The organism is Halosimplex marinum (genome assembly GCF_051414075.1).
In the GTDB taxonomy this organism is placed as follows: domain Archaea; phylum Halobacteriota; class Halobacteria; order Halobacteriales; family Haloarculaceae; genus Halosimplex; species Halosimplex marinum.
Genome location: NZ_JBLKNY010000004.1, coordinates 557,677 through 581,063 on the forward strand (window position 1 = coordinate 557,677; position 23,387 = coordinate 581,063).

Annotated in this window: 24 protein-coding genes; 14 read left to right on the top strand and 10 right to left on the bottom strand. The window is 70.8% G+C overall.

Features of this window, described 5'->3' with window-relative positions; all coding sequences use genetic code 11:
• Window positions 1-3: 3 nt before the first annotated feature.
• Entirely contained in the window at window positions 4-1,449 is a 1,446-nt protein-coding gene (locus ACMGFI_RS10850; protein ID WP_436909603.1) for a heme o synthase, read from the bottom strand.
• Window positions 1,450-1,662: 213 nt separating this feature from the next.
• On the opposite strand from ACMGFI_RS10850, the gene coxB reads away from it, so the two are divergent.
• Together coxB and ACMGFI_RS10860 are read left to right on the top strand one after the other, a co-directional pair.
• On the top strand, window positions 1,663-2,436 hold the full coding sequence (coxB, locus tag ACMGFI_RS10855) for a cytochrome c oxidase subunit II (protein ID WP_436909604.1): 774 nt from the start codon (window positions 1,663-1,665) through the stop codon (window positions 2,434-2,436).
• 181 nt (window positions 2,437-2,617) lie between these two features.
• Window positions 2,618-3,055 (top strand): MaoC family dehydratase, encoded by a 438-nt coding sequence (locus ACMGFI_RS10860; protein ID WP_436909605.1) that lies wholly within the window; start codon window positions 2,618-2,620, stop codon window positions 3,053-3,055.
• A gap of 55 nt (window positions 3,056-3,110) precedes the next feature.
• Here the strand turns inward: ACMGFI_RS10860 and ACMGFI_RS10865 are convergent, their stop codons facing one another.
• A complete protein-coding gene (locus ACMGFI_RS10865; protein WP_436909606.1) occupies window positions 3,111-3,386 on the bottom strand; it encodes a hypothetical protein in 276 nt (91 codons plus the stop codon).
• Window positions 3,387-3,544: 158 nt separating this feature from the next.
• Here ACMGFI_RS10865 and ACMGFI_RS10870 point away from each other — a divergent pair, with 158 nt between their 5' ends.
• A complete protein-coding gene (locus ACMGFI_RS10870) occupies window positions 3,545-4,123 on the top strand; it encodes a response regulator transcription factor (RefSeq protein ID WP_436909607.1) in 579 nt (192 codons plus the stop codon).
• A gap of 46 nt (window positions 4,124-4,169) precedes the next feature.
• Here ACMGFI_RS10870 and ACMGFI_RS10875 read toward each other — a convergent pair whose 3' ends face one another.
• Complete coding sequence (locus tag ACMGFI_RS10875) at window positions 4,170-4,643, bottom strand: redoxin domain-containing protein (protein ID WP_436909608.1); 474 nt, start codon at window positions 4,641-4,643, stop codon at window positions 4,170-4,172.
• 98 nt (window positions 4,644-4,741) lie between these two features.
• Between ACMGFI_RS10875 and ACMGFI_RS10880 the strand changes: the two genes are divergently transcribed.
• Window positions 4,742-5,518, top strand: a complete 777-nt coding sequence (locus ACMGFI_RS10880) for a DUF7388 family protein (RefSeq protein ID WP_436909609.1) — start codon at window positions 4,742-4,744, stop codon at window positions 5,516-5,518.
• Window positions 5,515-6,657, top strand: coding sequence for an NAD(P)/FAD-dependent oxidoreductase (locus ACMGFI_RS10885; protein WP_436909611.1), 1,143 nt, complete (start codon window positions 5,515-5,517; stop codon window positions 6,655-6,657). The genes ACMGFI_RS10880 and ACMGFI_RS10885 overlap by 4 nt, the downstream gene beginning before the upstream one ends.
• 125 nt (window positions 6,658-6,782) lie before the next feature.
• Here the strand turns inward: ACMGFI_RS10885 and ACMGFI_RS10890 are convergent, their stop codons facing one another.
• Both ACMGFI_RS10890 and ACMGFI_RS10895 read right to left on the bottom strand, forming a co-directional pair.
• Window positions 6,783-7,310: an Hsp20/alpha crystallin family protein gene (locus ACMGFI_RS10890; protein WP_436909612.1), complete on the bottom strand. Its 528-nt coding sequence runs from the start codon at window positions 7,308-7,310 to the stop codon at window positions 6,783-6,785.
• Between the two features lie 101 nt (window positions 7,311-7,411).
• Window positions 7,412-7,570 (bottom strand): DUF7559 family protein, encoded by a 159-nt coding sequence (locus ACMGFI_RS10895; protein ID WP_167837329.1) that lies wholly within the window; start codon window positions 7,568-7,570, stop codon window positions 7,412-7,414.
• A 107-nt stretch (window positions 7,571-7,677) separates the two neighbouring features.
• On the opposite strand from ACMGFI_RS10895, the gene ACMGFI_RS10900 reads away from it, so the two are divergent.
• Complete coding sequence (locus tag ACMGFI_RS10900; protein ID WP_436909614.1) at window positions 7,678-8,460, top strand: DUF429 domain-containing protein; 783 nt, start codon at window positions 7,678-7,680, stop codon at window positions 8,458-8,460.
• A gap of 33 nt (window positions 8,461-8,493) precedes the next feature.
• Here the strand turns inward: ACMGFI_RS10900 and ACMGFI_RS10905 are convergent, their stop codons facing one another.
• Window positions 8,494-9,906 carry a sensor histidine kinase gene (locus ACMGFI_RS10905; RefSeq protein WP_436909615.1) on the bottom strand — a complete coding sequence of 471 codons (1,413 nt, stop codon included), beginning with the start codon at window positions 9,904-9,906 and terminating at the stop codon, window positions 8,494-8,496.
• A 164-nt stretch (window positions 9,907-10,070) separates the two neighbouring features.
• On the opposite strand from ACMGFI_RS10905, the gene ACMGFI_RS10910 reads away from it, so the two are divergent.
• The 4 genes from ACMGFI_RS10910 (at window position 10,071) to ACMGFI_RS10925 (ending at window position 17,034) form a co-directional block, all read left to right on the top strand.
• Window positions 10,071-11,960 (top strand): ABC transporter ATP-binding protein, encoded by a 1,890-nt coding sequence (locus ACMGFI_RS10910; protein ID WP_436909616.1) that lies wholly within the window; start codon window positions 10,071-10,073, stop codon window positions 11,958-11,960.
• 108 nt (window positions 11,961-12,068) lie between these two features.
• On the top strand, window positions 12,069-13,169 hold the full coding sequence (locus tag ACMGFI_RS10915) for an AI-2E family transporter (RefSeq protein WP_436909618.1): 1,101 nt from the start codon (window positions 12,069-12,071) through the stop codon (window positions 13,167-13,169).
• Between the two features lie 94 nt (window positions 13,170-13,263).
• Window positions 13,264-15,072 carry a radical SAM protein gene (locus ACMGFI_RS10920; protein ID WP_436909619.1) on the top strand — a complete coding sequence of 603 codons (1,809 nt, stop codon included), beginning with the start codon at window positions 13,264-13,266 and terminating at the stop codon, window positions 15,070-15,072.
• Window positions 15,073-15,186: 114 nt separating this feature from the next.
• Window positions 15,187-17,034: a flippase-like domain-containing protein gene (locus ACMGFI_RS10925; RefSeq protein ID WP_436909620.1), complete on the top strand. Its 1,848-nt coding sequence runs from the start codon at window positions 15,187-15,189 to the stop codon at window positions 17,032-17,034.
• 21 nt (window positions 17,035-17,055) lie between these two features.
• Here ACMGFI_RS10925 and yjjX read toward each other — a convergent pair whose 3' ends face one another.
• The gene (gene yjjX / locus ACMGFI_RS10930; protein WP_436909621.1) at window positions 17,056-17,583 is read right to left on the bottom strand and encodes an inosine/xanthosine triphosphatase; all 528 of its coding nucleotides are present in this window, start codon (window positions 17,581-17,583) and stop codon (window positions 17,056-17,058) included.
• Between the two features lie 244 nt (window positions 17,584-17,827).
• Between yjjX and ACMGFI_RS10935 the strand changes: the two genes are divergently transcribed.
• From ACMGFI_RS10935 to ACMGFI_RS10950, 4 genes are all read left to right on the top strand, one after another.
• Window positions 17,828-18,796, top strand: a complete 969-nt coding sequence (locus ACMGFI_RS10935) for a transcription initiation factor IIB (RefSeq protein ID WP_436909623.1) — start codon at window positions 17,828-17,830, stop codon at window positions 18,794-18,796.
• A 177-nt stretch (window positions 18,797-18,973) separates the two neighbouring features.
• The gene (locus tag ACMGFI_RS10940) at window positions 18,974-19,882 is read left to right on the top strand and encodes a methyl-accepting chemotaxis protein (RefSeq protein WP_436909624.1); all 909 of its coding nucleotides are present in this window, start codon (window positions 18,974-18,976) and stop codon (window positions 19,880-19,882) included.
• Window positions 19,883-19,972: 90 nt separating this feature from the next.
• Window positions 19,973-20,671: a type I 3-dehydroquinate dehydratase gene (locus ACMGFI_RS10945; RefSeq protein WP_436909625.1), complete on the top strand. Its 699-nt coding sequence runs from the start codon at window positions 19,973-19,975 to the stop codon at window positions 20,669-20,671.
• A 73-nt stretch (window positions 20,672-20,744) separates the two neighbouring features.
• Entirely contained in the window at window positions 20,745-21,188 is a 444-nt protein-coding gene (locus ACMGFI_RS10950) for a DUF7575 domain-containing protein (RefSeq protein ID WP_436909626.1), read from the top strand.
• A 19-nt stretch (window positions 21,189-21,207) separates the two neighbouring features.
• On the opposite strand, the gene ACMGFI_RS10955 is transcribed toward ACMGFI_RS10950, so the two are convergent.
• From ACMGFI_RS10955 to ACMGFI_RS10965, 3 genes are read right to left on the bottom strand one after another with little or no spacing between them, the layout of a single operon-like run.
• Window positions 21,208-22,248 carry a glycosyltransferase family 4 protein gene (locus ACMGFI_RS10955; RefSeq protein ID WP_436909627.1) on the bottom strand — a complete coding sequence of 347 codons (1,041 nt, stop codon included), beginning with the start codon at window positions 22,246-22,248 and terminating at the stop codon, window positions 21,208-21,210.
• Window positions 22,245-22,577, bottom strand: coding sequence for a DUF7347 domain-containing protein (locus tag ACMGFI_RS10960; protein ID WP_436909628.1), 333 nt, complete (start codon window positions 22,575-22,577; stop codon window positions 22,245-22,247). The genes ACMGFI_RS10955 and ACMGFI_RS10960 overlap by 4 nt, the downstream gene beginning before the upstream one ends.
• The gene (locus tag ACMGFI_RS10965; protein WP_436909629.1) at window positions 22,567-23,292 is read right to left on the bottom strand and encodes a hypothetical protein; all 726 of its coding nucleotides are present in this window, start codon (window positions 23,290-23,292) and stop codon (window positions 22,567-22,569) included. Before ACMGFI_RS10965 ends, ACMGFI_RS10960 begins: the two co-directional genes overlap by 11 nt.
• Window positions 23,293-23,387 lie beyond the last annotated feature (95 nt).

Consider the following 23,387-nt stretch of genomic DNA (forward strand, 5'->3'; position numbering starts at 1 on the left):
GGGTCAGACCGCCAGGGCGTCGACGACGATGGCGAGCAACAGCGCCCCCAGATAGGCGTTGGAGGCGTGGAACGCGCGGAACGCCGCCGACTCGGTGCGCTCGCGGTGCAGTCGGAGGACCGCCCAGAGGAAGACGCCGCCGAAGACGCAGGTCGTCGCCGCGTACACCCACCCGAGCGCGGTCAGCTCCGCGAGCGCGACGGCCGCGACCAGCGTCGCCGCCAGGTAGTAGAGGATGTGCTTGCGGGTGGCGGCCTCGCCGCGGACGACCGGCATCATCGGGAACCCGCCCTTCGCGTAGTCGTCCTTGTACGCCAGCGCGAGGTTGTAGAAGTGGGCGGGCGTCCACAGGAAGATGATCCCCGCCAGCGCGGCGCCGGGGAGGCCGACCTCGCCGGTGACGGCCGCCCAGCCGATCAGCGCCGGCAGCGCGCCCGCGAACCCGCCGATGACCGTGTTCTGGACGGTGTTGGGCTTGAGGACGAGCGTGTAGACGACGCTGTAGAAGAGGATGGCCGAGAGGCCGAGCGCGGCCGCGAGGGGGTTCAGCTGGGCGAACACGGCGAGGGAAGTCGCCGCGAGCGTCAGGCCGAACGCGACCGCCCGGCGGACCGGGATCTGGTGGGTCGCGACGGGGCGGTCGGAGGTGCGGTCCATCTTCTTGTCCTTCTCGCGTTCGAGGACGTGGTTGAACGTCCCGGAGGCGCCGATGGCGAGGACGCCCCCGCCGAGCGTCAGGACGATCGTCCGGACGGTCAGCTCGGGCGCGCCCGTCGCGGCCAGCGCCATCCCGGCGGCGGCGACGAGACAGAGCAGCCACATCAGCCGCGGTTTCGTGAGCCGGAAGTACGCTGCCGCGGTCGCCGTGAGACGCGTCCGGAGCGGCAGATCCGCGGGGGCGGTGGTCGGTTCCGCGGTCGCGTCTTCGGATGGCTCGCGGCCGTCGGCGGCGTCGGCGTCGACGCCGGGGTCGACGGCCCACCCCTCGTCGGGCGCGTCGGGGGTCTCGGGTTCGAGTTCCCACGCGAGCGCGGCGACCAGCGCGGCGAACAGGACCACGCCGACGACGAGGTGGGCGCCGTTCAGCGCGGCGGCCGGGCCGCCGGTCACGACGAGGGCGCCGATGGCGACCTGGACGGGGAACAGGACCAAGGCGAGCGCGAGCGCCGCGAGGACGCGCCCGCGGACCGCCGCGCGCTCGCGGACGGCGGCGACGGCGGTCGCGACCGCGAGGACGCCCACGAGCAGGGCCACGACCCGGTGGCCCCAGGCGACAACCAGTGCGGGGTCGGCGAGCGTGACCGGGCCGCGGCAGACCGGCCAGGAGGTACACGCGCGGGCGGCGTCGGCGACCGCCGCCGTGGCGCCGGCGGCGACGAGCAGGTAGACGCCCATCGCCGTCGCTGCGAGCAGGCTCGGGAACGACGGTCGGAACGTGCGACTGGACATGAGACTCCGCTGTTGTCCCGACTTTGGGGTGTCCGCACTTAGTGTTCGCGCTTCGCCGCCGGTCCACACGGCCCGTGCCGGCGCGAGCCCGACGGGCGCGTTCGAACGGCCCGTACACGTTCGGGAGAACCACCGTAGGGGAAGGGGCACCAGGGTACGGACGCCGAACCGGATTCAGCACGTTAATATGCGGACAATCCCAAGCCGAGATCAATGAAGGGTAAGCGCGTCGCACTCCTGACGCTGTTCGCGGCCGCCCTGGCGGCGGTGGCGGTCGAGCCGGCCGCCGCCCAGTCGGCCGACACGACGACCGAGCGGCTCATCTGGAACCTGAACAACCAGCTCATGTACATCGCCGTCCCGATCACCATCCTCGTGGAGGCGATCCTCTTCTACACGGTCTGGAAGTTCCGGAACAACGAGTCGCCGCTCCCGACCAAGGAGAACCGCCGGCTGGAGATCACCTGGACCGTCGCCACGGCCATCATCCTGCTGTTCGTCGGCGTCGCCTCCTACCAGGTGCTGGCCGACCCGTTCGTCACGGCCACGCCCGACACCGACGTGGACTCGCTCACCGAGGGCGGTGAGGAGGCGCTCGAAGTCCAGGTGACGGCCCAGAAGTACAACTGGCAGTTCGAGTACGCCGAGTCCGGCGTCACGAACGCCAACACGCTGGTCCTGCCGACCGACCGGCCGGTGCGGCTGAACATCACCTCGACCGACTGGCTGCACGCGTTCCACGTCCCCTCGATGGGGCTGAAACAGGACGCGTTCCCCGGCCAGTCGAACTACATCATCACCGAGGCGACCGACACGGGCGAACACCAGCTCTACTGCGCCGAGTACTGCGGCGTCGGCCACTCGCAGATGCTCGGCACCGTCGAGGTGCGCACCCAGGAGGAGTTCCAGAGCTGGCTCGCCGAGAACGGCGCGGGCGATTCCGGGAACGCCACCGCCGGCAACGGGACGGCCGCCGTCTCGCCCTGACGGACGCGCAGCCGACTCACCGCGGTCGACTCCGACTGACTCATCGCCGCCCACCCGCCACCGGTTCCCCGCGGTCGACCTCGACCGCTCGCGACGCCCTCCGTTCTTCGACCGACACCGTCCCTCCGACAGCGCCGCGTCCGGCTGGAGGGCTTTTCAGCCGGCCGCGCGTACGCCCGGCATGGAATACTTCGAGGACGTGAGCGTCGGTGACACCGACGAACACGGTAGCTACGAGGTGACAGCGGCGGAGATCACGGAGTTCGCCGAACAGTACGACCCCCAGCCGTTCCACACCGACCCCGAGGCGGCCGCCGACTCGCCGTTCGGCGGCCTGGTCGCCAGCGGCTGGCACACCGCCGCCGCGACGATGCGGCTGCTCGTCGACGGCCACCTCTCCGATGGTGCGACCCGGGGCGCGCTCGGCGTCGACGAACTCCGGTGGCGCCGCCCGGTCAGACCCGGCGACGAACTCGCGGTGACGACCGAGATCGTCGACAAGGACGACTGGGACGACGAATCCGGCCTCGTCTCGGTGCGGATCACGACCGAGGTCGACGGCGAGGAGGTCCTGTCGATGGTCGGGCTCGTCCTCTACGAGCGGCGGGAGACGCGGTGACTCGCGGCGGGCGACCCGGACAACCGCCGCCGGCCCGCGTCGGCGGGAGCGCCGCTCAGTTGCCGGCGACGAGGCCGGGTTCGGGCGCGCCCTCGCGCTCGGTGTAGGCGGCCAGGCGCCGCTCGCCGCGCTCGGTGATCCGGTAGACGGTCTCCGCGGTCACCGGCTCGACCAGCCCGCGCTCGACCAACTGGTCGACCCGCTGGCGGGCGTAATCCGTCGGCATCCCCAGACGGTTCGCGAGCAGCGGCACGTACGTCGGCCGCTCCTCGGAGAGGTGGTCGAGTATCGCTGCGTCCGCACTGCGGAACCAGTCTGGGTGCTGTGACATCGGTATCCCCGACGTACCATGATACTTGTTCACACATAACGTTGTCGGCCGCGGGGACGACCGACGGTCCGGGAGCGAGGGGGACGCGACCCGGGATCGACCCGTGATATTCGGGCCAACAGAGTGAAGCGGGGGGAGTCCCCAGCGGGGATAGAACGGTGTCATCGAGCGTCGACGGTCGGCCGACGGTCCTCGTGGTGGACGACGAGCCGGAGGTCGCGGACGTGCTCGCGCTGAAGGTCCGCGAGCGCTACGAGACGCGGGTCGCCTACGGCGGTCGGGAGGCGCTGGCGTCGATGGACGACGACGTGGACGCGGTCCTGCTCGACCGGCGGATGCCGGAGGTCCACGGCGACGAGGTGCTGGCCGAGATCCGCGAGCGGGGCCACGACTGCGTCGTCGTGATGACGACCGCCGTCGACCCCGACCTGAACATCCTGGAGATGGACTTCGACGACTACCTCGCCAAGCCCATCGAGACGGAGGCGCTGCTGACGACGCTCGACCAGCAGCTCGACAGCCGGCGGTCGGGCGACCCGAAACTGGAGGAGTTCTTCTCGGTCGTCTCGAAGCTCGAGGTGCTCGAATCGGAGCTGACGCCCGCGGAACTGGCCGAGAGCGACGAGTACGAGCGACGCAAGCGCGAGGCGGAGCGGCTGGGCCGACAGCTCCGGGAGTCCCACCCCGACTTCGAGGAGATCGTCGACACCTTCCGCGACATCAGCCGCAACGCCTGACCTGCGGTGCAACCTGTGGCGTCGCCGCGACGCCCGGGCGGCCGGATTACAGGTCGTCCAGCGCCGCCCGAACCTCCTCCCAGTGGGGCTGGCCCTCGGGGTCGTCGGCGGCCCACGCGTAGCGGACCGTCGTGTCGGTGTCGACCACGAACACCGCCCGGTTGCACACGTCGCGGTGGCCGGCGACCTCGTCGAGCCGGACGCCGTAGCGCTCGGCGACGGCGCCGTCGCTGTCGGACAACAGCGGGAAGGGGATGGCGTGCTCGCGGGCGAACGCCCGGTGGCTGAACGCGCTGTCGCGGGAGACTCCGAGGACAGTCACGTCCTCGCGCACGTCGAACCAGCCGAAGTTCCCGATCGAACACAGCTGGTCGGTGCAGTCCGGGTTGAAGTCGAACAGGTAGAACGCCAGGACGACGGGCCCCTCGCGGGTGTGCTCGGCGAGCATGTACTCGCGGACCTCCTCGCCGTCGGTGCCGGGCAGGATGAAGTCGGGCGCCGCGTCTCCCGCTGTGAGCATTGCTACCCGGTCCGTTCGGGGTACGGTGGCTTAAACGACCCGGGCGGCGTCGCCAAGCGATAGAGCTTTTCCCCGCCGGTCGATAGGGAGCGAGTAGGATGCTCCAGGGCGCGACGCTGGCGCAGGCAGGGATCGACGCGGCCGCGATCAAACCCGCCGAGGTCGAGGTCGAGCGGGCCCGCGACCTCGCCGTCGACACGCTCGCGGTCGACTACGAGGGCCGCGAGCACCTGCCGTCGCCGGAGACGCTCGCCGCGCTGGCCGAGGCGAAGGAGCTGCGCGTCACGACGCCCGTCCGCGCCGACGGCTTCGACCCCCTCGGCGAGCGGGACCTCGCCGAGTCGCTGCCCGAGTCGGCCGGGCGGGTGCTCGTCGCCGGCCACCCTGCCTACCTCACCGACGCCGAACGCGAGCGGGCGGTCGCGCCACGCCTCCGGGAGGCCGCGGCCCGCTCGCGGGACCCCTGGGTCGGTACCGAGGGGATCGAGCGGGTCGCCCTCGCCGTCGGCGGCACGCAGTTCGAACTCCTCGGCCCCGGCACCGACCGCCGCCTGCGCGCGCTCAGACAGGCGGGCTACGAGGGGGAAGTCGCGCTCTACGCGCCGACGGTCTTGACCGACGAGGAGGACGCCGTTCTCGACGCGCTGGGCGCCTACGCCGCCCGCCGCGCCCCGGTCCGGTCGGCGCTACCCGACGGCGCGCCGACCGACGCCACCGCCGGCGGTCGCGCCCGCGAGGTGCTCTCGCAGGCGGTCCGCGACTACGGCCTCGTCGGCGGCGTCGGGACGGTGGCCGACCGGGTCGACGAACTCCGCGACGCCGGCGCCGACCGGATCGTCGGCTACCCCGCCCGCGGGCTCGACCCGTTCCTGTGACCCGCGTCGCCGTCGTCGGCGGCGGCGCCCTCGGCGTCACCGCCGCCCGCGACCTGGCCGCCCGCGGCGCCGACACTGTCCTCTACGAACGCGGCGAACTGGGGAGCGGCGCCTCCGGCCGCGCCGCCGGCATCGCCTACGACGCCTTCGCCGAGGACACCGACGCCGCCGTCGCCGCCCGCGCGGTAGAGCGATTTCGGGAACTGGGCGAGGAGGGTGCCATCGAGTTCGTCGACCACCCGTACGTCTGGTTCGCCCGCACCGGCGACGACCGCCGCGCGGAGGCGGTCCGCGAGAGCGCCGAGCGGATGCGCGCCAACGGCCGCGACGTGGAGACGCTGGATCCCGACGAGTTCGCCGACCGCTTCCCCGCACTCGCCGGCGTCGACGTGGCCGCCGCCGCGCTCGCCCGCGACGCCGGCTACCTCGACCCCGCCGCGTACGTCGCGGCGATGGGCGAGCGGGCCGAGTCAGCCGGCGCCGACCTCCGGAGGAGGACGCCCGTTCGGCTCGCCGCCGACGGGACAGCCGTCGAGACAGCCGCCGGGACCGAACGGTTCGACGCCGTCCTCGTCGCCGCGGGCGCCCACACGAAGCGCCTGCTCGCCGGGGTCGACGTACCGATCCCGATGAAACCCTACCGCGTGCAGGCGCTCGTGACCGACCCCGTCGACGGGAGCGAGCGGGTGCCGACCTGCTACGACGCGACCGAGGGCCGCTACGCCCGCCCCCGCGAGGGCGGCCTGCTCGTCGGCGACGGCACCGACGAGCGGGAGTTCGACCCCGATGACTACGACGAGAGCGCCGACCTCGAGTTCGAGCGGGCGTCGCTGGCGTGGCTGAGAGAAATCAGTGGCGACGGGGCCGGCCCCGTCACCGACGACGACCTCGCACTCCGCCGGTCGTGGGTCGGGCTCTGCACGGCCACGCCCGACCGGGACCCGCTGCTGGGCGAGATCCGCGACGGGCTGTACGTCGCGACCGGCTGGCACGGCCACGGGTTCATGCGCGCGCCGGCGCTGGGCGAGCGGATCGCGGAGCAGATCCTCGGCGGCGACGGGGTCGCTCCCTTCGACCCGAACCGCTTCGACGGCGACGAGACGTTCGAGGTGGTAGAGGGGATGACGGTCGACGACTGATACGGATTATTGCAAGCGTTTCCCGGGTCGACCGCACGACTGCGTGCGGTCGATCCCGGACTGTCTTGCAATAATCCGTATGAGAAAGGACCGCGGCTGGGCCGCACCGCGATGGCACCGCGCCGCTACTGCTCGCCGTCGCTATCGTCGGAGTCGTCGGTGTCGTCCTCGTCGGCGGTTTCTGCTTCGGCGTCGAGTTCGTCGGCGTCGGCCCCGTCGCCGACCTCGGTGACCTCGTCGGCCTCCAGCGCCTCGTCGGTGTCGGGGTCGACGGGTTCGGCCTTCGGGATCCGAACTTCGAGCGTGCCGTTCTCCCGCAGCGTCGCGGTGGCGGCGTCGGCGTCGACGCGGGCCTCGGCGGGGAGTTCGACGTGGCCGTCCAGCGCCAGCCCGCGGCCGGGGTAGCGCATCTCGAAGCCCTCGTGGAACCCGCGGAAGCGGTCGATGCGGACCTCCACGAGCCCGGCGTCGAACTGCACCTGCACGTCCGAGGTCCGGGCGCCCGGCGCGTCGAACACCGCGAGGTAGGCGTCGTCGCTCTCCAGCAGGTCGACCGGCAGTGGCGTCCGCTCCTGGGCGCGACCCATCGCCCGCCCGACGTTCTCCAGCACGGTGTTGCCCAGCGACTCGCCGATGTCGCGCAACTTGCTCATACCCGCCGGTTGGGGCGGTACGGCCTTCAGGATTGTGCCCGCGGCGTCGGGACAGAAGACGGTCGGCGCCGACCCGCGGACGCCCGCGGGCCGCGGGGCCGCTACAGCTCGATCTCTTCGAGGCAGTCGGTGCCGCCGCAGACCGGACAGGACAGGTCGGAGACGCCGTGGTCGTCGGGCACGTCGTAGGTGTAGTGGTTCTCGAACATGTCGAGGAAGCAGTCCTCGTCCGTGCATTTGACTTCCTTCGTCGGTGGCATACCCGCGGGTTCGGACGGCCGACGGATACTGTTTTCGACCGTTGGGCCGGGGAACGGCGGTTCCGGGAAGCCGAACATTCATATCGGACGAGTGAGAGTCGGGTGGTATGGGTTCGCGTGTCCTGGGCGTCGATTTCAGCGGGGCGGGCGACGCGGGGCGCTCGCTGTGGCTGACGGAGGCGCGGTCGACGGGGGAGGGGCTGGTCGTCGAGGACTGCTACAGCGCGGCCGACGAGTGGGGGGTCGACCGCGAGCGCGCCCACGCCGGCCTCCGCGAGCGCGCGACCGAGTTCTCGGTCGTCGGGCTGGACTTCCCGTTCAGCCTCCCCGAAGCACTGCTCGACGAACACTGCGGCACCAGTTGGCGCGGCCTGGTCGAGTGGCTGACCGGCGGCGGGCCGGACGATCCGGATACCTTCGCCTCGACCTGCCGGTCGACCGCCCGCGCGTACACGGGCGACGGCACCGCGCAGTTGCGCCGGGAGACGGACCTCCGGCGGGCGGCGCTGTGTCCCTACGACTCCATCGTCCAGTACCAGACCTTCCACGGGATCCGCAACGTCCTCGCGGGGCTGGCCGACGACCCCGACGCCGCCGTCCTGCCGATGCAGTCGGGGCCGGCGGACACCCGCGTCGTCGAGGTGTACCCCGCGGCCACGTTCGGCTGGCTCGGGCTCTACCGCGAGGGGTACAAGGGCGACCACCGCGAGCGCCGCGCGACCAACCTGGAGGGCATCGAGGCCTGCAGCGTCGACGTCGGCGGGTTCCGCGACACCTACGAGTCGAGCCACGACGCGCTCGACAGCCTCGCCGCGGCCGTCTCGGCCGGCCGGGTCGGCGCCGACCCGCCCCGTCACGGTCCCCGCGAGGAGGGTCACATCTACGTCTAGCCCGCCGACGCACCGACCTGCGGCGGCCGCTCCTCAGGCGTACTTCGGCAGCGTGACGGTGAACACCGACCCTGTCGGGTCGTTGTCGGTCACCTCGATCTCACCGCCGTACTGGTCGACGAGGGTGTGCGCCAGGTAGAGCCCGATGCCGGTTCCGGGACTCTCCGGCCCCATCTCCCCTTTGCCGAAGACGGCGTCTTTCTGCGAGTCGGGGATGCCCGGGCCGTTGTCGGCGAAGCGGACGGTGACTTCGATCGCCGACTCCTCGACGCCGACGCTGACCCGGGGGTCGGCGCCGTCGTTGTGGCGGGCGGCGTTGCTCAGCAGGTTGCCGAACACCGACGAGAGCAGCTCGTTGGCCCGGACCGAGACGCGGGGGATCTCGCCGTCGACCGAGACGGTCAGGTCGTCGTGGCGCCGGTCGGCCTTCTCGATCTCGTCTTCGAGGATCTGCCGGAGGTCGACGCCGGTCAGCGTGAACTCGCCGTCGCCGCCGATACTGTCGACGAAGTCGCGGGCGATCGTCGTCAGCTCGTCGATGTGGTCGCAGGTCCCCTGGATCCGCTCGACGTACTCCCGGCCCTCCTCGTCGACGTACTGGTCGATCCCGTCGGCCCAGGCCAACAGCAGCTGGATGTCGTTGTTGATGTCGTGGCGGACCAGCCGGTTGATGACCGCCAGCTCCTCCGTGCGGGTCTCAAGCTCGCGCTCGCGGCGCTTCTGCTCGGTGATGTCCCGGGTGATGAGCTGGAAGGAGTCGGCCTCGCTGCCGACGCTGACCGGCGCGGCGACGTTGTGGAAGTGCCGGACGCCGAAGCTGTCCTGGAAGGTGACGGCCGACCCCGCCGTGAGCGCCCGCCGGCCGTGTTCGATGCGGCCGGCGGCCGTCTCCGTCGGCAGCACGTCCGAGAGGTGCATCCCGGTCAGCTCCGAGCGGGTGGTGTCAAACGACCGGGCCGCCGCCTCGTTGGCGGCCGTGATCGTCCCGTCGACGGCGACCTGCGTGATCTCGTCGGGCGTGTTGTTGACCAGCAGCTCGTACTTCTCGTTGGCCCGGCGCTGTGCGACGACGTTCTCGATGCGGTTGGCCAGCAGTTGCAGTTGCCCCTCCTCGGCGACGTCGTCCTTCCGGAGGTAGTCGTCGACGCCCGCGCCGATCGCCCGGCTGGCCGTCCGCTCGTCGCCCTTCCCGGTCAGGAGGATGAAGGGGAGACCGTACTCCTCGTCGACGCGCTCGTACAGTTCCAGTCCGTTCAGCCCGGGCATCTCGAAGTCGCTGACGACGCAGTCGACCGACTGCTCGTCGAGGGTCTCCAGGGCCTCCTCGCCGTCCACGGCCTTCCACACGGAGACGTCCTCGGCCGCCCCCAGCCGGTCGGAGACGATCGTGCGAAAGAAGCCGCTGTCGTCGACGAGTAGCACGTCGATTGACGACGTATTCACCATATCGGAGCGTCACCGACGGCGGTGTTATAGCTGACTCCCGGATTTTCGCCGGCGATAATCGAACCGGGCGCCGGTCCCCGTCGGACGGGCCGCGCCAACGCTCCCGAACCGGCGTCGCTGACTGCAAGCCCGGGATATTTCAGTCCGGAGCCGAACGCGGTTGCATGAGCGACGAACACGGGGGGTTCGAGGGGGTCAGGGAGAACCTCGACGGGAACCCGATGTGGCAGCTACTGGGGTACGCGACGGCCTACTGGCCGCGGCTGACGGCGGGCGTCGCGGCCTCGATCCTGACGCGGCTCGCCCGGCTGGTCCCGCCGATCATCGTCGGCGCGGCCATCGACCGCGTGATCCGCGGGTCGGCCGACCCCGGCCTGCTGACGACGCTCGGGCTCCTGCCCGGCGGGGCGATCACCGGCCAGGCCGCACGGATCGCCCTCCTCGAACGGCTGGTCGCCATCGCGGCGCTGGCCTACCTGGTCCGGTCGATCTCCCGGTTCGTCTCCCGCTATCTCCTGCAGTCGACGGCCCAGAAGGTCCAGCGGGACCTGCGAAACGACAGCTACGACCACATCCAGCGCCTCTCGATGGACTTCTACGCCGACCACCAGACCGGCGGCATGATGTCGATCCTCAACAGCGACATCAACCGGCTGGAGGCGTTTCTCAACACGGAGTTCCGCCAGTTCATCCGCGTGGTTGCGACGGTCGGGGGGATCGCGGCCGTCCTGGCCTACTACTCGCCGAAGCTCGCGCTGATCGCCCTGGCGCCGGTCCCGCTCATCGGGGTCGCCTCCTGGTACTTCCTCAGCTGGATCGAACCGCGCTACAAGTCGATCCGCGAGACGGTCTCGCGGCTGAACACCCGGCTGGAGAACAACCTCAGCGGCGCGGCGGTGATCAAGGCCTTCGACCGCTACGAGTACGAACACGACCGCGTCGCCGCCCAGAGTCAGACCTACCACGACGAGAAGGTCGGCGCCTTACGCATCCGCCGGGGCTTCTTCGCGGCGCTGCGGCTCGTGACCGGCGTCGTCTTCGTCGTCGCGCTGTACGTCGCCGGCCGGGGCATCATCGCGGGGACCAGCGCGCTGACCGCCGGGACCGTCGCCGTCTTCTTCCTCTATCTCCGCCGGCTGTACTCCCCGATGCGCCGCGTCGGCAAGTCCGCCAACAAGTACCAGCTCGCCAAGTCCAGCGCCGAGCGGGTGTTCGGCCTGCTCGCCCAGGAGCCGACGGTGACCGACCCCGAGGACCCGTACGTCCCCGAGTCCGTCGACGGCGCGGTCGAGTTCGACGGCGTGACCTTCGCGTACGACGAGGAACCCGTGGTGCGGGACGTGAGCCTGGACGTGTCGGCCGGCGAGACGGTCGGACTCGCCGGTCCCACGGGCGCGGGGAAGTCGACGCTGTTGAAGCTCGTCCCGCGGTTCCACGACCCCGACGAGGGCGTCGTCCGCGTGGACGGCCGGGACGTGCGGGAGTACGGCCTGCAGGCGTTGCGCGACCACGTCGGCGTCGTCGAACAACAGCCGTACCTCTTCTCCGGCACCGTCGCCGAGAACATCGCCTACGGCGACCGCGAGGTACTCGACGGCGAGGCAGCCGGCGACGAGGCGGCCCGCGAGCGCGTCCGCGAGGCAGCCCGCGCGGCCGAGGCGAGCGAGTTCATCGAGGGCCTCCCGGAGGGGTACGACACCCAGATCGGCGAGCGCGGCGTCAAGCTGTCGGGGGGCCAGCGCCAGCGGGTCGCCATCGCCCGCGCGCTGCTGAACGACCCCGAGGTCATCGTCTTCGACGAGGCGACCAGCGACGTGGACACCGAGACCGAGGAGCGCATCCAGGAGAGCCTCGACCGGCTGGTCGAGGACCGCACCGCGTTCGTCATCGCCCACCGCCTGTCGACCATCCGCGACGCCGACCGCATCGTCGTGATGGACGACGGCGAGGTCGTCGAGCGTGGGACCCACGACGAACTGCTCGCCGAGCGCGGCGACTACGCCGACCTCTGGTACGCCCAGGCCGACGAGGGCGCCGTCAGCGCCGACGACTGAGTGTCGGCGACTGAGTTTCGACGACCGCGCGTCGAACGCGGACGGTGACCGGGTCGCGCCCGGTCATCCACCACCGAAGTAATATGTCGGGCCGTTGAATCCGGGGCCATGGCAGAGAGTCCCGAGCCCCCGGGCTGGGTCGTCGAACAGCCGGGACTGACCGCCGTCGCGCTGGTGAGCGTCCTCCTCGCGCTGGCCGTGCTCGCCCCGTACCTCCAGTTCGTCCTGTTCGGCGTCGTCCTCGCGTACATCCTCTACCCGCTCCAGCGGCGTCTGGAGCGGTACGTCCGACCGATGGTCGCGGCGATGGGCGTCGTGGTCGCCACGCTGCTGGTCGTCCTGCTCCCGCTGGTCTGGGTGCTGTCCCTCGCCGTCGAGCAGGCGTTCGGCGTCGTCCGGACCATCCGGCGGGGCGACATCGACGTCGAGCGGATCGAGCAACTGATCGAGGCCAACGGCTACTCCGTCGACCTCGTGGCCGTCTACGAGGCCAACCAGGGCCGGATCGCGATGGCCATCCAGGAGGTCACGACGGGCGCGCTCGGCCTCGTCGGGAGCCTCCCCGGGCTGTTCATCGGGCTGACGATCACGATATTCGTCCTGTTCGCGCTACTGCGCGACGGCGAGGGGCTGCTCGCGTGGATAGAGTGGGTGCTGCCGGTCCCGGACGACGACCTGGCCGAGCTCCGGGCGGGACTGGACGACCTCATGTGGGCGTCGGTCGTCGGGAACGTCGCCGTCGCGGCCATCCAGGCCGTGATGCTCGGCGTCGGCCTGTTCGTCGCGGGCGTCCCGGCCATCGTCTTCCTCACGGTGGCGACGTTCGTGCTGACGCTGCTGCCGCTGGTGGGCGCGTTCGGCGTCTGGATCCCGGCGGCGGCGTACCTCGTCTCGGTCGGGCGCCCGCAGGCCGGCGCGGCGGTGGTCGTCTACGGCCTGTTCGTCACCTTCTCGGACTCGTACCTGCGGCCGGCGCTGATCGGGCAGACCGCCGCGTTCAACTCCGCCATCGTCATCGTCGGCATCTTCGGCGGGCTCGTCGTCTTCGGCGCGGTCGGCCTGTTTATCGGGCCGGTCGTCCTCGGCGGCGCGAAGCTCGCGCTCGACAGCTTCGCCCGCCAGCACGCCGGCCGCCCGCCCGACGAAGCGAGCGTCGAGCCCACCGACGACGAGGCCGGAGCCGCCGAGGGGAACGCCGAGGCGGGGTGAGCGCCAGCCGCGGGTAGCCGACTCCCGGGGCCGACCGCGCCGGGGAGTGCCCGAAAAAGATAGTTTATACGCGTCGAGCGGGTACCGGGAACCAATGACCCGAGACCCCGCGACGCTGGACGTGACCATCGTCGACGGGTACGTCGACGAGCCGGCGCACTTCGGCGTGCCGCCCTACATCTCGACGTACCCGCGCTACACCGCGGGGGCGCTCGTCGACGCCGGCGTGCCGCGCGAGGGAATCACGTACCACACCATCGACGGCCTGCGCGACGACAACGGCCGCTGGGCCGACGTGGCGGACGCCGACCTCATGATCTACGTCGGCGGCATGACCGTCCCCGGCAAGTACGTCGGCGGCACCCCCGCCGAACCCGACGAGGTCCGCCGGCTCACCTGGGAGGCCGACGGGACGACCCTGCTGGGCGGCCCCATCCGCTTCGGCGTCGGCGAGGAGAACAAGGGCGCCGAGGAGACCGAACGCGACGACCTGGACTACGACTTCGTCGCGAAGGGCGACGTGGAGGCCGCCGCCCACGACCTCGTCCGCGAGGGACTGGAGGGGTTCTCCGACCGGATGCGCGACAACGAGGAGATCCGGCGGTGGGCCCGGGAGGGGGCGTTCGTCGTCGAGCAACACCCCAACCACCCCGACTACCTCATCGCCGAGATGGAGACCTCCCGGGGCTGTGCCTACCGCTGTTCCTTCTGCACGGAGCCGCTGTACGGCGACCCCGCCTTCCGCACCGCCGAGTCGGTCGTCGACGAGGTCGACGCCCTCTCGGACCACGGCGTCCGGGACTTCCGACTGGGCCGCCAGGCCGACATCCTCGCCTTCGGCGGCGACGGCGAGGCGCCCAACCCCGAGGCCCTCCGGGACCTCTACGGCGGGATCCGCGAGGTCGCGCCCGACCTGCGGACGCTACACCTCGACAACATGAACCCGGTGACGATCACGGATTACCCCGAGAAGTCGCGGGAGGGGATCCGGATCATCGCCGAGCACAACACGCCAGGCGACACGGCCGCGTTCGGCCTGGAGTCGGCCGATCCGGTGGTCCAGGAGGAGAACAACCTGCTCGTCTCTGCCGAGGAGTGTCTGGAAGCCGTTCGCGTCGTCAACGAGGAGGCCGGCTGGCGGCCGGGCGGCGACCGCGAGTCGGCGCCCAATTTCGGCGACGACGCGGCGCGACGGCTCCCCAAGCTTCTGCCGGGGATCAACCTCGTCCACGGCCTGGAGTGCGAGCGCTCGGAGACGTTCGAACACAACAAGCAGTTCCTGCGGGACGTGCTGGACGAGGGGCTGATGCTCCGCCGGATCAACATCCGGCAGGTGATGGCCTTCGAGGGGACGGAGATGAGCGACACCGGCGCGGAGATCGCCCGCGACCACAAACAGCAGTTCAAGACCTACAAGCGGGAGGTCCGCGAGGAGATCGACAACGCGATGCTCCAGCGGGTCGCGCCGCCCGGGACGGTGCTCCCGGACGTACACCTCGAATACCATCAGGACGGCAAGACGTTCGGCCGCCAGCTGGGTACCTACGCCCTGCTGGTGGCCGTGCCGGGCGAGCGCGAGCTCGGGCGGACGGTCGACGTGGCGGTCACCGACCACGGCTACCGCTCGGTGACGGGCGTCCCCTACCCGCTCGATTTGAACGCGGCGTCGATGGACGAGCTGACCGCGGTGCCGGGGATCGGGACGTCCACGGCCGGGGACCTGGTCGTCGGCCGCCCCCACGAGAGCCTCGACGCCGTCGACACCGACGCGGACCTGGGCCGGTTCGCGACGGTCGACGGCGAGCCCGCGCCGGCCGTCCCCGGACTGGCCGACGGCGAGGGCGGCGGCGGAACTGGCTCCGGCTCCGCTGACCGGACGGGGACGCCGGAAGCCGACGACTGAGTCGCGGTCGGGGCCGCCGGCGACCGCGGTATCGCCCGCCAACGCGCCGGGCGGACGGCGGGCCTGCATCAGCGAACAGAAGGTTCTTGCCCGTCCCCGCCGGTAGCTGCACCAATGAGTGACGCCGAGGTGAGCGTCGTCCTCCCCGCCTACAACGAGGAGGGGACCATCGAGCGGACCGTCGAGGTCACGCTGGAGACGCTCGCCTCCTTCCTCCCCGACGGGTCCTTCGAGGTGATCGTCGCCGAGGACGGCTGCGACGACCGCACGCCCGAGATCGCCTCGCGGCTGGCGAACGAGGACGAGCGGGTCCGGCACATCCACAGCGACGAGCGCCTGGGGCGGGGCGGCGCGCTGGAGTACGCCTTCGAGCGGGCCGCGGGCTCGACGCTGGTCTACTTCGACACGGACCTCGCGACGGACATGAGACACCTGGAGGAGCTGGTCGAGAGCGTCCGCTCGGGCGAGTACGACGTGGCGACCGGCTCGCGGTGGATGCCCGAGAACCAGGCCGACCGCCCGACCAAGCGGGCCGTCTCCAGCCTCGGGTACAACACCCTCGTCCGGCTCTTTCTCCGCTCGGACCTGCAGGACCACCAGTGCGGGTTCAAGGCCGTCTCGCGGGAGGCCTTCGACGCCCTCCGGAGCGAGGTCGAGGACGAACACTGGTTCTGGGACACCGAGGTACTGGTGCTGGCCCAGCGCCGCGGCTACCGGGTCAGGGAGTTCCCCGTCGACTGGGAGCCGAAGGGCGACACGAAGGTCGACCTCGTGCGGGACGTGTTCGGCATGGGCAGTCAGATCCTCCGGACGTGGTGGCAGCTGTCGGTGAGCCCGCGGCTCTCTCGGCGGGTGAGCATGGCCGCGGGGTCGGTGCTCGTGATGCTCGCGCTGGTGGTCGCGGTGAGCGTCGTCTTCGACCTGGGAGCGGTCGTCGACGCGATGAGCGGGGCGGACCCGCGATGGATCCTCGCCTCGGGGGTCGTCTACCTGCTGTCGTGGCCGCTGCGGGGGTTGCGCTACCGGGACATTCTCGACCGGCTGGGCTACCCCAGCGACACGTGGTTCATGACGGGCGCGGTGTTCATCAGTCAGACGGGCAACCTCGTCTTCCCGGCGCGGCTGGGCGACGGTGTCCGCGCCTACGTCGTGAAGGCCCGCCGCGACGTACCCTACCCCAGCGGGTTCGCGTCGCTGGCCATCGAGCGCGTGTTCGACCTGCTGGCGATCACCGTCCTCGGCGGGAGCGTCCTGGTCGGACTGGCCCTGACCGGCGGGACCGACCAGATCGTCGCGGCTATCGCGGCCGAGGTCCCGCCGGTCACGGTCGGCGGCGAGACCATCGACCCCGGCGCGGCCGCCCGGACCGCCCTCCGGGTCGCCGCGGCCGTCGGCGGCGCCGCGGTCCTCGCGGTGACGGCGATCCTGGTCAGCGCTCGCCTGGAGGGCGACTACGTCCACCGCGCGGTCACCGCGGTGAGCAACGACTCCTACGCCGACTACGTCGCCGGCGTCATCGAGCAGTTCGTCGGGGACGTGCAGGCCGTGGTCAGCGACCGCGGCGCCTTCCTGCGGGTCGGCGTCGGCAGTCTCGTCATCTGGGTCGTCGACGTGCTGACGGCGCTGGTCGTCTTCGCGGCGTTCCCCGGCATCGCGCTCACGCCCGCCCTGGTCGCCACTGCCTTCTTCGCCGTCAGCGTCGGCAACCTCGCGAAGGTGCTCCCGCTCTCCCCGGGCGGGATCGGCCTCTACGAGGGGGCGTTCACGCTCATCGTCTTCGGGCTGACGAACGTGGCGGCGCCGGTCGCGTTCGCCATCTCCATCGTCGACCACGTCGTCAAGAACGCGGTCACCATCCTCGGCGGCCTCGTCTCGATGGCCTGGCTCAACGTCTCGCTGACCACGGCCGTCGAGGAGAGCCGCGAAGCGGGCGAACTCGAGGCCGCCGCGACCGAGGACTGACCGGCCGAAAACGGGCGGACCTCAGTACAGGTCGGTCGCGAATGGTCCGAACGCACCAGCGACCGCGTGGGCCAGCGCCGACTCGCGGTCGATGGCCTCGCCCGTGAGTACGCCCGCCGCGCCGGCCCGCTCGCTCAGGCCGTCGGTATCGAGCAGGTCGTCGAGGACCGGGCCGAGTTCCTCGCCCGAGCGGACGCGTTCGGCGATGTCGCCGGGGAGTCGCAGCGCGGGCCCGCCGCCGCGTTCGAGGGCCTCGCCGTCCGAGACCGCGGCCCACATGACCAGATAGAGGCCGGGCCGCTCGGCTAACTCCGCGACGCCGCCCTCGATCCCGACGCCGTAGTCGGCGCCGGGGTCGCCCTCCAGCGCCCGCGCCGCGCGGTTCTCCGCGCCCGTCACCGTCTCCGCGCGGCCCCGCGGCTGTTCGGACACCCCCGAATCGACGGCGACGGCCGCCACCTCGACCCCGTTCTCGAACAGTTCGCCCGCGACTCGCTCCGTCGCGGCGACCTTCACCGGGTTCTCGCTCCCGACCGCGACCCGTTCCATACCGCCGTCCAGCCCGCCCACCCGCTTCGGCGTTTCGCTCCGCGCCGGATGCGGATATATAAATGCGGGATAGTAACGTGTGGAAGGTGTTCACACACTGCCCGAAATCCCGTCTGTGGGCCGTTTTTGCGACCGCACGATCTCGGGAGCGAAAGATTTATAAAAGTTTCTCCGTATTGTTGTTCCACCACCGAACGTCCGGGGTTCTCGCGGCCTTGCTGCCCGGATCGTCACGCCCATAGCAATGAGCGACTCTCGACTCAGAACCCAGCGAACAGAGGCACAGGAGACCGAATCGACCGAGGAGCGGACCGACCAGGCCTGCCCCGAGTGCAGCGGCCACCTCGTCGTGGACGAGGAGCGCGGCGAGACGGTCTGCGAGGAGTGCGGCCTCGTGGTCGACAGCGACGAGATCGACCGCGGCCCCGAGTGGCGCGCGTTCGACTCCAAGGAGAAAGACGAGAAGTCCCGCGTCGGCGCGCCGACGACGAACATGATGCACGACAAGGGCCTCTCGACGAACATCGACTGGCGCGACCAGGACGCCTACGGCAACTCGCTGTCGTCGAACCAGCGACAGAAGATGCAGCGCCTGCGCAAGTGGAACGAGCGATTCCGGACGCGGGACTCGAAAGAGCGCAATCTCAAGCAGGCGCTGGGCGAGATCGACCGCATGGCGAGCGCGCTCGGCCTCCCGGAAAACGTCCGCGAGACGGCCAGCGTCATCTACCGCCGCGCGCTCGACGAGAACCTCCTGCCCGGCCGCTCCATCGAGGGGGTCTCGACGGCGGCCGTCTACGCCGCCGCGCGGCAGGCCGGTGTCCCGCGTAGCCTCGACGAGATCAACGAGGTCTCCCGCGTCGAAAAGTCGGAGATCGCCCGCACCTACCGCTACGTCATCCGCGAACTCGGCCTGGAGGTCCAGCCGGCCGACCCCGAGAGCTACGTGCCCCGCTTCGCCTCCTCGCTCGAACTCTCCGACGAGGCCGAACACCGCGCGCGCAAGCTCCTCCAGAACGCCAAGGAACAGGGCGTCCACTCCGGGAAGTCCCCGGTCGGCCTCGCGGCCGCCGCGGTGTACGCCGCCGCGCTTCTCACGAACGAGAAGACCACCCAGGCCGCCGTGAGCGAGGTCGCCGACATCTCCGAGGTGACCATCCGCAACCGCTACCACGAACTCCTCGAGGCCGAGCAGGGTCTCCCCGCGGTCTGACACCGGGGCCCGCTCGACCCTGCCCGATCTGACCACCGCCCTGCCGCGGCCGAACGGTCCGTAACATACCCCGTCGAACCCCCAGAGCGACGCCGCTGGCCGTGCTGACGGCAGTCGAGAATCAGGCCTGATAACCGCGGGGGCACGTTTAATTCGGACGCTCCCGCCTATCGGCGTATGGCTTCCGATTCCGGTGACCTCGGCACCGAGGCACTCGACGTGGACTCCGAGGCAGGGGATATGACCGTCGACGAGTTGGGGACCGCTATCGACGAGTTGCTCCGCGCGTCCGAGAGCGTCTCCCAGAGCTCCCAGCAGATCAGCGACCTCGCCAACGAGCAGTCCGAGAACATGCGCGAGGTCGCCGGCGAGGTGTCCAACCTCAGCGCGACCGTCGAGGAGGTCGCCTCCAGCGCGAGCCAGGTGCGGCAGGTCAGCACCGACGCCCGCGAGCTGGCCGACGACGGCCGCGAGCTGGCCGACGACGCCATCGACGCCATGGAGGCCGTCGACGAGGCCAACTCGGAGGTCTCCGACGACGTCGAGCAGTTGCGCGACCGCATCGACGAGATCGACGAGATCGTCGAGGTGATCAACGACATCGCCGACCAGACGAACATGCTCGCCCTGAACGCCTCGATCGAGGCCGCCCGCGCGGGCGAGGCCGGCGAGGGCTTCGCCGTCGTCGCCGACGAGGTCAAGAGCCTCGCCGAGGAGTCCCAGCAGAACGCCACAGAGATCGAACAGCTCGTCTCGAACATCAAGAGCGACACCGAGAGCACCGTCGAGAGCATCGAGCACGCCAACGAGCAGGTCGAGGAGGGCATCGAGCAGGTCGACGACACCGTCGACGTGCTCCGGGAGATCGACGCCGCCGTCGAGGAGGCCGCCCAGGGCGCCCAGGAGGTCGCCAGCGCCACCGACGAGCAGGCCGCCTCCACCGAGGAGGTCGCCTCGATGGTCGACTCCACCGCCGAGAGCGCCGAGGAGGTCGCCGGCGAGATCGAGCGCATCGCCGCCGCGAACCAGGAACAGACCGCCCAGATCAACGAGATCCAGGAGCTCATCCGCGACCTGCAGCGGTAGCGGGCCTGCGGCGAACCGGTGTCGCGGAACTGGCGACCCCCGCGGCCGTCGATCCGGTCGCTTTTTTCCGGTGCTCGCGGTAGCACCGGTATGCACATCGACTTCTCGTCGTTCGTCCTCGCGGCCGCGACCGCGGATCTAGCCGACGAGCCCGCCGCGCGCGAGGCCGCCGACGCCGTCGAGTTCCGCATGGACTTCGCGAGCGACCCGCTCGATTCGCTCGCGGCCTACGACGGCGAGTTGCCGCTGATCGCGACCAACCGCCCCGAGTGGGAGGGCGGCGACGCCACCGACGACGACGCCCGGCTCGCCGCGCTCGAAGCCGCCGCCGAACACGACGCCGTCGGCGCGATCGACGTGGAACTCGCGGCGCTGACGGACGGCGACGCCGCGGGCGTCGTCGACCGCGCGCGCGACCACGGGACGGCCGTGATCGTCTCGACGCACGACTTCGAGGGGACGCCCCACCGCGACGCGCTCCGGGAGACCCTCGCCGAGGCGAGCTGCTGGGGCGACGTGGCGAAACTGGCCGTGACCGCGGAGGGCGCCGGCGACGTGCTGGACCTGCTGGGCGCGACGTGGGCGGCGACCACCGCCGGCGAGACGGTGGCGACCATGGCGATGGGCGAGGCCGGCCGCCACTCCCGGGCGGTCGCGCCGCTGTACGGCTCGCGGATCGGCTACGCGCCGGTCGACCCCGCCGAGGCGACCGCCCCCGGCCAGTACGACCTGGCGACGCTGGCGGCGCTCGTCGACCGGCTCGGCGGCGAGCGACCGGACGGCGAGTGACCGGGCGACGACGACGAATTCCCCGGAGTCGGAAGCTTAACAACGCGCGACGACCGAACGCTGACAACTAACAGTGAGTACACGGAACCGACGGCGGCCGCTGCTGGCAGTCGTACTCGCCTTCCTCTACCCCGGCCTCGGCCACGTCTACCTGCGCGAGTGGCTCCGCGCGCTGGTGTGGTTCTTCCTCAACGTGACGAGCTTCGCGCTGCTGATGCCCGAGAGCGCGGTCCCGGAGACGTTCGGCTGGTCGGAGCTGGTCGCCGCCGCCGAGAACGTCACGCCCGAGGCGGCGCTGGCGCTGGCCGCGATCACCGTCTTCAGCATGGTCGACGCCTACTGGATGGCCAAACGGCAGAACACGGAGACGGAGGTCGAGGACGGGACGACCTGTCCCAACTGCGGCCGCGACGTGGACCCCGACCTGGAGTTCTGTCACTGGTGTACCGAGCGCCTGGAGCCCGAGTCCGGCGCAGACTCCGAGGAGACCGCCGACGACTCCGGGGCGAACGCCTGAGCGCGGTCGGCGTCGCCGCTCACCCCGTCGGCGTCCGCTCGTTCGTGGTGCCGCTCACGAGTTCGTCGTACAGCCGGACGAGTTCGTCGCCGACGGCGTCCAGCGTGAACCGTTCGGTCGTCTCGGCGGCGTTGTCGCCGATCCGCTCGCGCTCCTCGTCGTCCTCGCACAGTTCAGTGATGGCGTCGACGAACTCGTCGACTGTCTCGGCTTTGCGGCAGTCCCGGTCGTCGTCGAGCCACTCGTAGGTGGGGATCGACCGGACGACCGGCGGCTTGCCGCAGTGCATCGCCTCCAGCAGCGCCATCCCCTCGTTCTCGTTGCGCGAGGGCCAGAAGAACACGTCGCCCGCCGCGGGCGCGCCCCGCGGGTCCTCGATGTACCCCGTAAAGGTGCAGTTGGCCGGCGAGTTCTCCACGAGTTTGCGCGTCTCGCGGGGCTGGAGGAACCTGTCGAGGGTCCCGCCCGTCGGGTTCAGGTAGCCGAACCAGGCGAAGTCGTACTCGGGGAGCCGGCGGGCGACCTCGACGAACGTGTCCAGGCCCTTGCGCTTGATGACGTGGCCGAACATGAACACGACCGGCGGCTCCAGGTCGTAGCGGTCGAGGTACTCCGCGCGCAGTTCGGGGTCGTCCCAGCCGGCGAACCGTTCGGCGTCGAAGCCGTTGGAGATGACCGTCGAGGGCGTGTCGGTGTACCCGGCGATCACCTCCCGGTTGTGCTCGGAGGGACAGACGAGGTGGTCGGCCTGGTCGTAGGCGTAGGCGAGATAGGGTTTCAGCGGCCGGGCGAGCTGGTTCGAGAAGACGAAGCTGTTCCGGAAGTCCGCGGCCGTGTTGTGGGTGTGGAAGAGAACGGGAATCCCCCGGCGGCGGGCGCGCTTGGCGTAGTAGATGGAACGGGGACCGGCGTTGTTGAGGTGCAGCAGGTCGCAATCGAGGGTGGGTTCGGTGGTGTAGTCGACCCCGCGGTCGTCGAGGACCGCCCGCTGGTTGTTGACCGACTGGGCGAACCCGCCGGTGACGACGCCCTCGCCCTCGAAGTAGTGGCTGACTCTCATAGGATGTCCACGACCCGTTCGCCGGCCTCGGTCAGCGCGTAGCCGTCGTCGGTCTTCGCGACGAGTTCGCCGCGGAGTCGCTCCAGGTGGTAGTTGAACTGGCCGGAGTCGGTCACGCCCGCCCGCGAGCGCAGGTCCGAGAAGCACACCGCCTCGGCGTCCGCGTCGGCCAGCGCCGCGAGGATGCGCACCCGCATCTCGTTGCTGAGTAGCGCGAACGTGTCCGTCACCGCCGCGGGGTCGTCGCGCTCGCTCGGACTACTGACCGTCGGTCGGGCGTCGTCGCGCTCGTCGGGTCCGTCCCCGCCGTTCGCGCGCTCACTCATCATCGACGAGCACCTCCGGGATCCCCACGTCGGAGACGATCGGCGCCCCGCCGTCGTCGCGACGCCAGGCGATGGCCGGCCCCACCTCGTAGGCCTCCTCGCCGTCGAACGACAGCGTCGCCGTCCCGCCGCGAGCGAGGTGTTCGTTTATCGACTGGCGGGTCTCGCGGTCGAAGCGGTTCATCCCGGAGACGGACTTGCCACCGCGGACGGCGACGACGTCGAAGTCGAGGCCGCCGCGGCTCGTCTCCAGTCTGACCCGCAGCGGTACCCTGTATCGGGGGTCGTCGCCCGTCACGTCGTCGAACCGGAGGACGGCGTCCTCGGCGCGTTCGAGTTCCGTCATCTCCCGCTCCAGGTCCCCGCCCTCGACCGACTCCATCGAGGCGCGCAGCGACTCCCGGACCTGGTCCTGGACCTGCCCCTTGATCTCGTCGACCATCGCGCCGATGGAGTCGCCGGGGTCGAACGAGTCGCCCTCGAACTCGACGCTGACGTCGTGGCCGCGCCGACCACCTCGTTCGCCTTCCGGGCGACGGCCGCCCTCCCGACTGGGGCCTGCGCCGGGGGAACGCGGCTCCCCCTGTCGCTCCTCGGGCACCTCGCGCAGTCCGCGGTGGAGCACCTCCTCCCAGGAGAGGTCGAGTTCCCGCTTGCGGGCCTTCATCCGCTCGAAGACCTCGTCGTCGTCGATCGTGATCCGGACCTCTCTCGCCATGGTGTGAGTTCTAGCGGAACGCTTACTTAAATCTATCCTAGAATACTCACATCGGACTCACATCGAATCGGGGATCGGCGCTCGATCGAGAGGGA

Coding starts and splice junctions, on each gene's coding strand:
- ACMGFI_RS10850 (WP_436909603.1), bottom strand. CDS start 1,449: ATGTCCAGTCGCACGTTCCGACCGTCGTTCCCGAGCCTGCTCGCAGCG.
- coxB (WP_436909604.1), top strand. CDS start 1,663: ATGAAGGGTAAGCGCGTCGCACTCCTGACGCTGTTCGCGGCCGCCCTG.
- ACMGFI_RS10860 (WP_436909605.1), top strand. CDS start 2,618: ATGGAATACTTCGAGGACGTGAGCGTCGGTGACACCGACGAACACGGT.
- ACMGFI_RS10865 (WP_436909606.1), bottom strand. CDS start 3,386: ATGTCACAGCACCCAGACTGGTTCCGCAGTGCGGACGCAGCGATACTC.
- ACMGFI_RS10875 (WP_436909608.1), bottom strand. CDS start 4,643: ATGCTCACAGCGGGAGACGCGGCGCCCGACTTCATCCTGCCCGGCACC.
- ACMGFI_RS10880 (WP_436909609.1), top strand. CDS start 4,742: ATGCTCCAGGGCGCGACGCTGGCGCAGGCAGGGATCGACGCGGCCGCG.
- ACMGFI_RS10890 (WP_436909612.1), bottom strand. CDS start 7,310: ATGAGCAAGTTGCGCGACATCGGCGAGTCGCTGGGCAACACCGTGCTG.
- ACMGFI_RS10895 (WP_167837329.1), bottom strand. CDS start 7,570: ATGCCACCGACGAAGGAAGTCAAATGCACGGACGAGGACTGCTTCCTC.
- ACMGFI_RS10900 (WP_436909614.1), top strand. CDS start 7,678: ATGGGTTCGCGTGTCCTGGGCGTCGATTTCAGCGGGGCGGGCGACGCG.
- ACMGFI_RS10905 (WP_436909615.1), bottom strand. CDS start 9,906: ATGGTGAATACGTCGTCAATCGACGTGCTACTCGTCGACGACAGCGGC.
- ACMGFI_RS10910 (WP_436909616.1), top strand. CDS start 10,071: ATGAGCGACGAACACGGGGGGTTCGAGGGGGTCAGGGAGAACCTCGAC.
- ACMGFI_RS10915 (WP_436909618.1), top strand. CDS start 12,069: ATGGCAGAGAGTCCCGAGCCCCCGGGCTGGGTCGTCGAACAGCCGGGA.
- ACMGFI_RS10920 (WP_436909619.1), top strand. CDS start 13,264: ATGACCCGAGACCCCGCGACGCTGGACGTGACCATCGTCGACGGGTAC.
- ACMGFI_RS10925 (WP_436909620.1), top strand. CDS start 15,187: ATGAGTGACGCCGAGGTGAGCGTCGTCCTCCCCGCCTACAACGAGGAG.
- yjjX (WP_436909621.1), bottom strand. CDS start 17,583: ATGGAACGGGTCGCGGTCGGGAGCGAGAACCCGGTGAAGGTCGCCGCG.
- ACMGFI_RS10935 (WP_436909623.1), top strand. CDS start 17,828: ATGAGCGACTCTCGACTCAGAACCCAGCGAACAGAGGCACAGGAGACC.
- ACMGFI_RS10940 (WP_436909624.1), top strand. CDS start 18,974: ATGGCTTCCGATTCCGGTGACCTCGGCACCGAGGCACTCGACGTGGAC.
- ACMGFI_RS10945 (WP_436909625.1), top strand. CDS start 19,973: ATGCACATCGACTTCTCGTCGTTCGTCCTCGCGGCCGCGACCGCGGAT.
- ACMGFI_RS10955 (WP_436909627.1), bottom strand. CDS start 22,248: ATGAGAGTCAGCCACTACTTCGAGGGCGAGGGCGTCGTCACCGGCGGG.
- ACMGFI_RS10960 (WP_436909628.1), bottom strand. CDS start 22,577: ATGATGAGTGAGCGCGCGAACGGCGGGGACGGACCCGACGAGCGCGAC.
- ACMGFI_RS10965 (WP_436909629.1), bottom strand. CDS start 23,292: ATGGCGAGAGAGGTCCGGATCACGATCGACGACGACGAGGTCTTCGAG.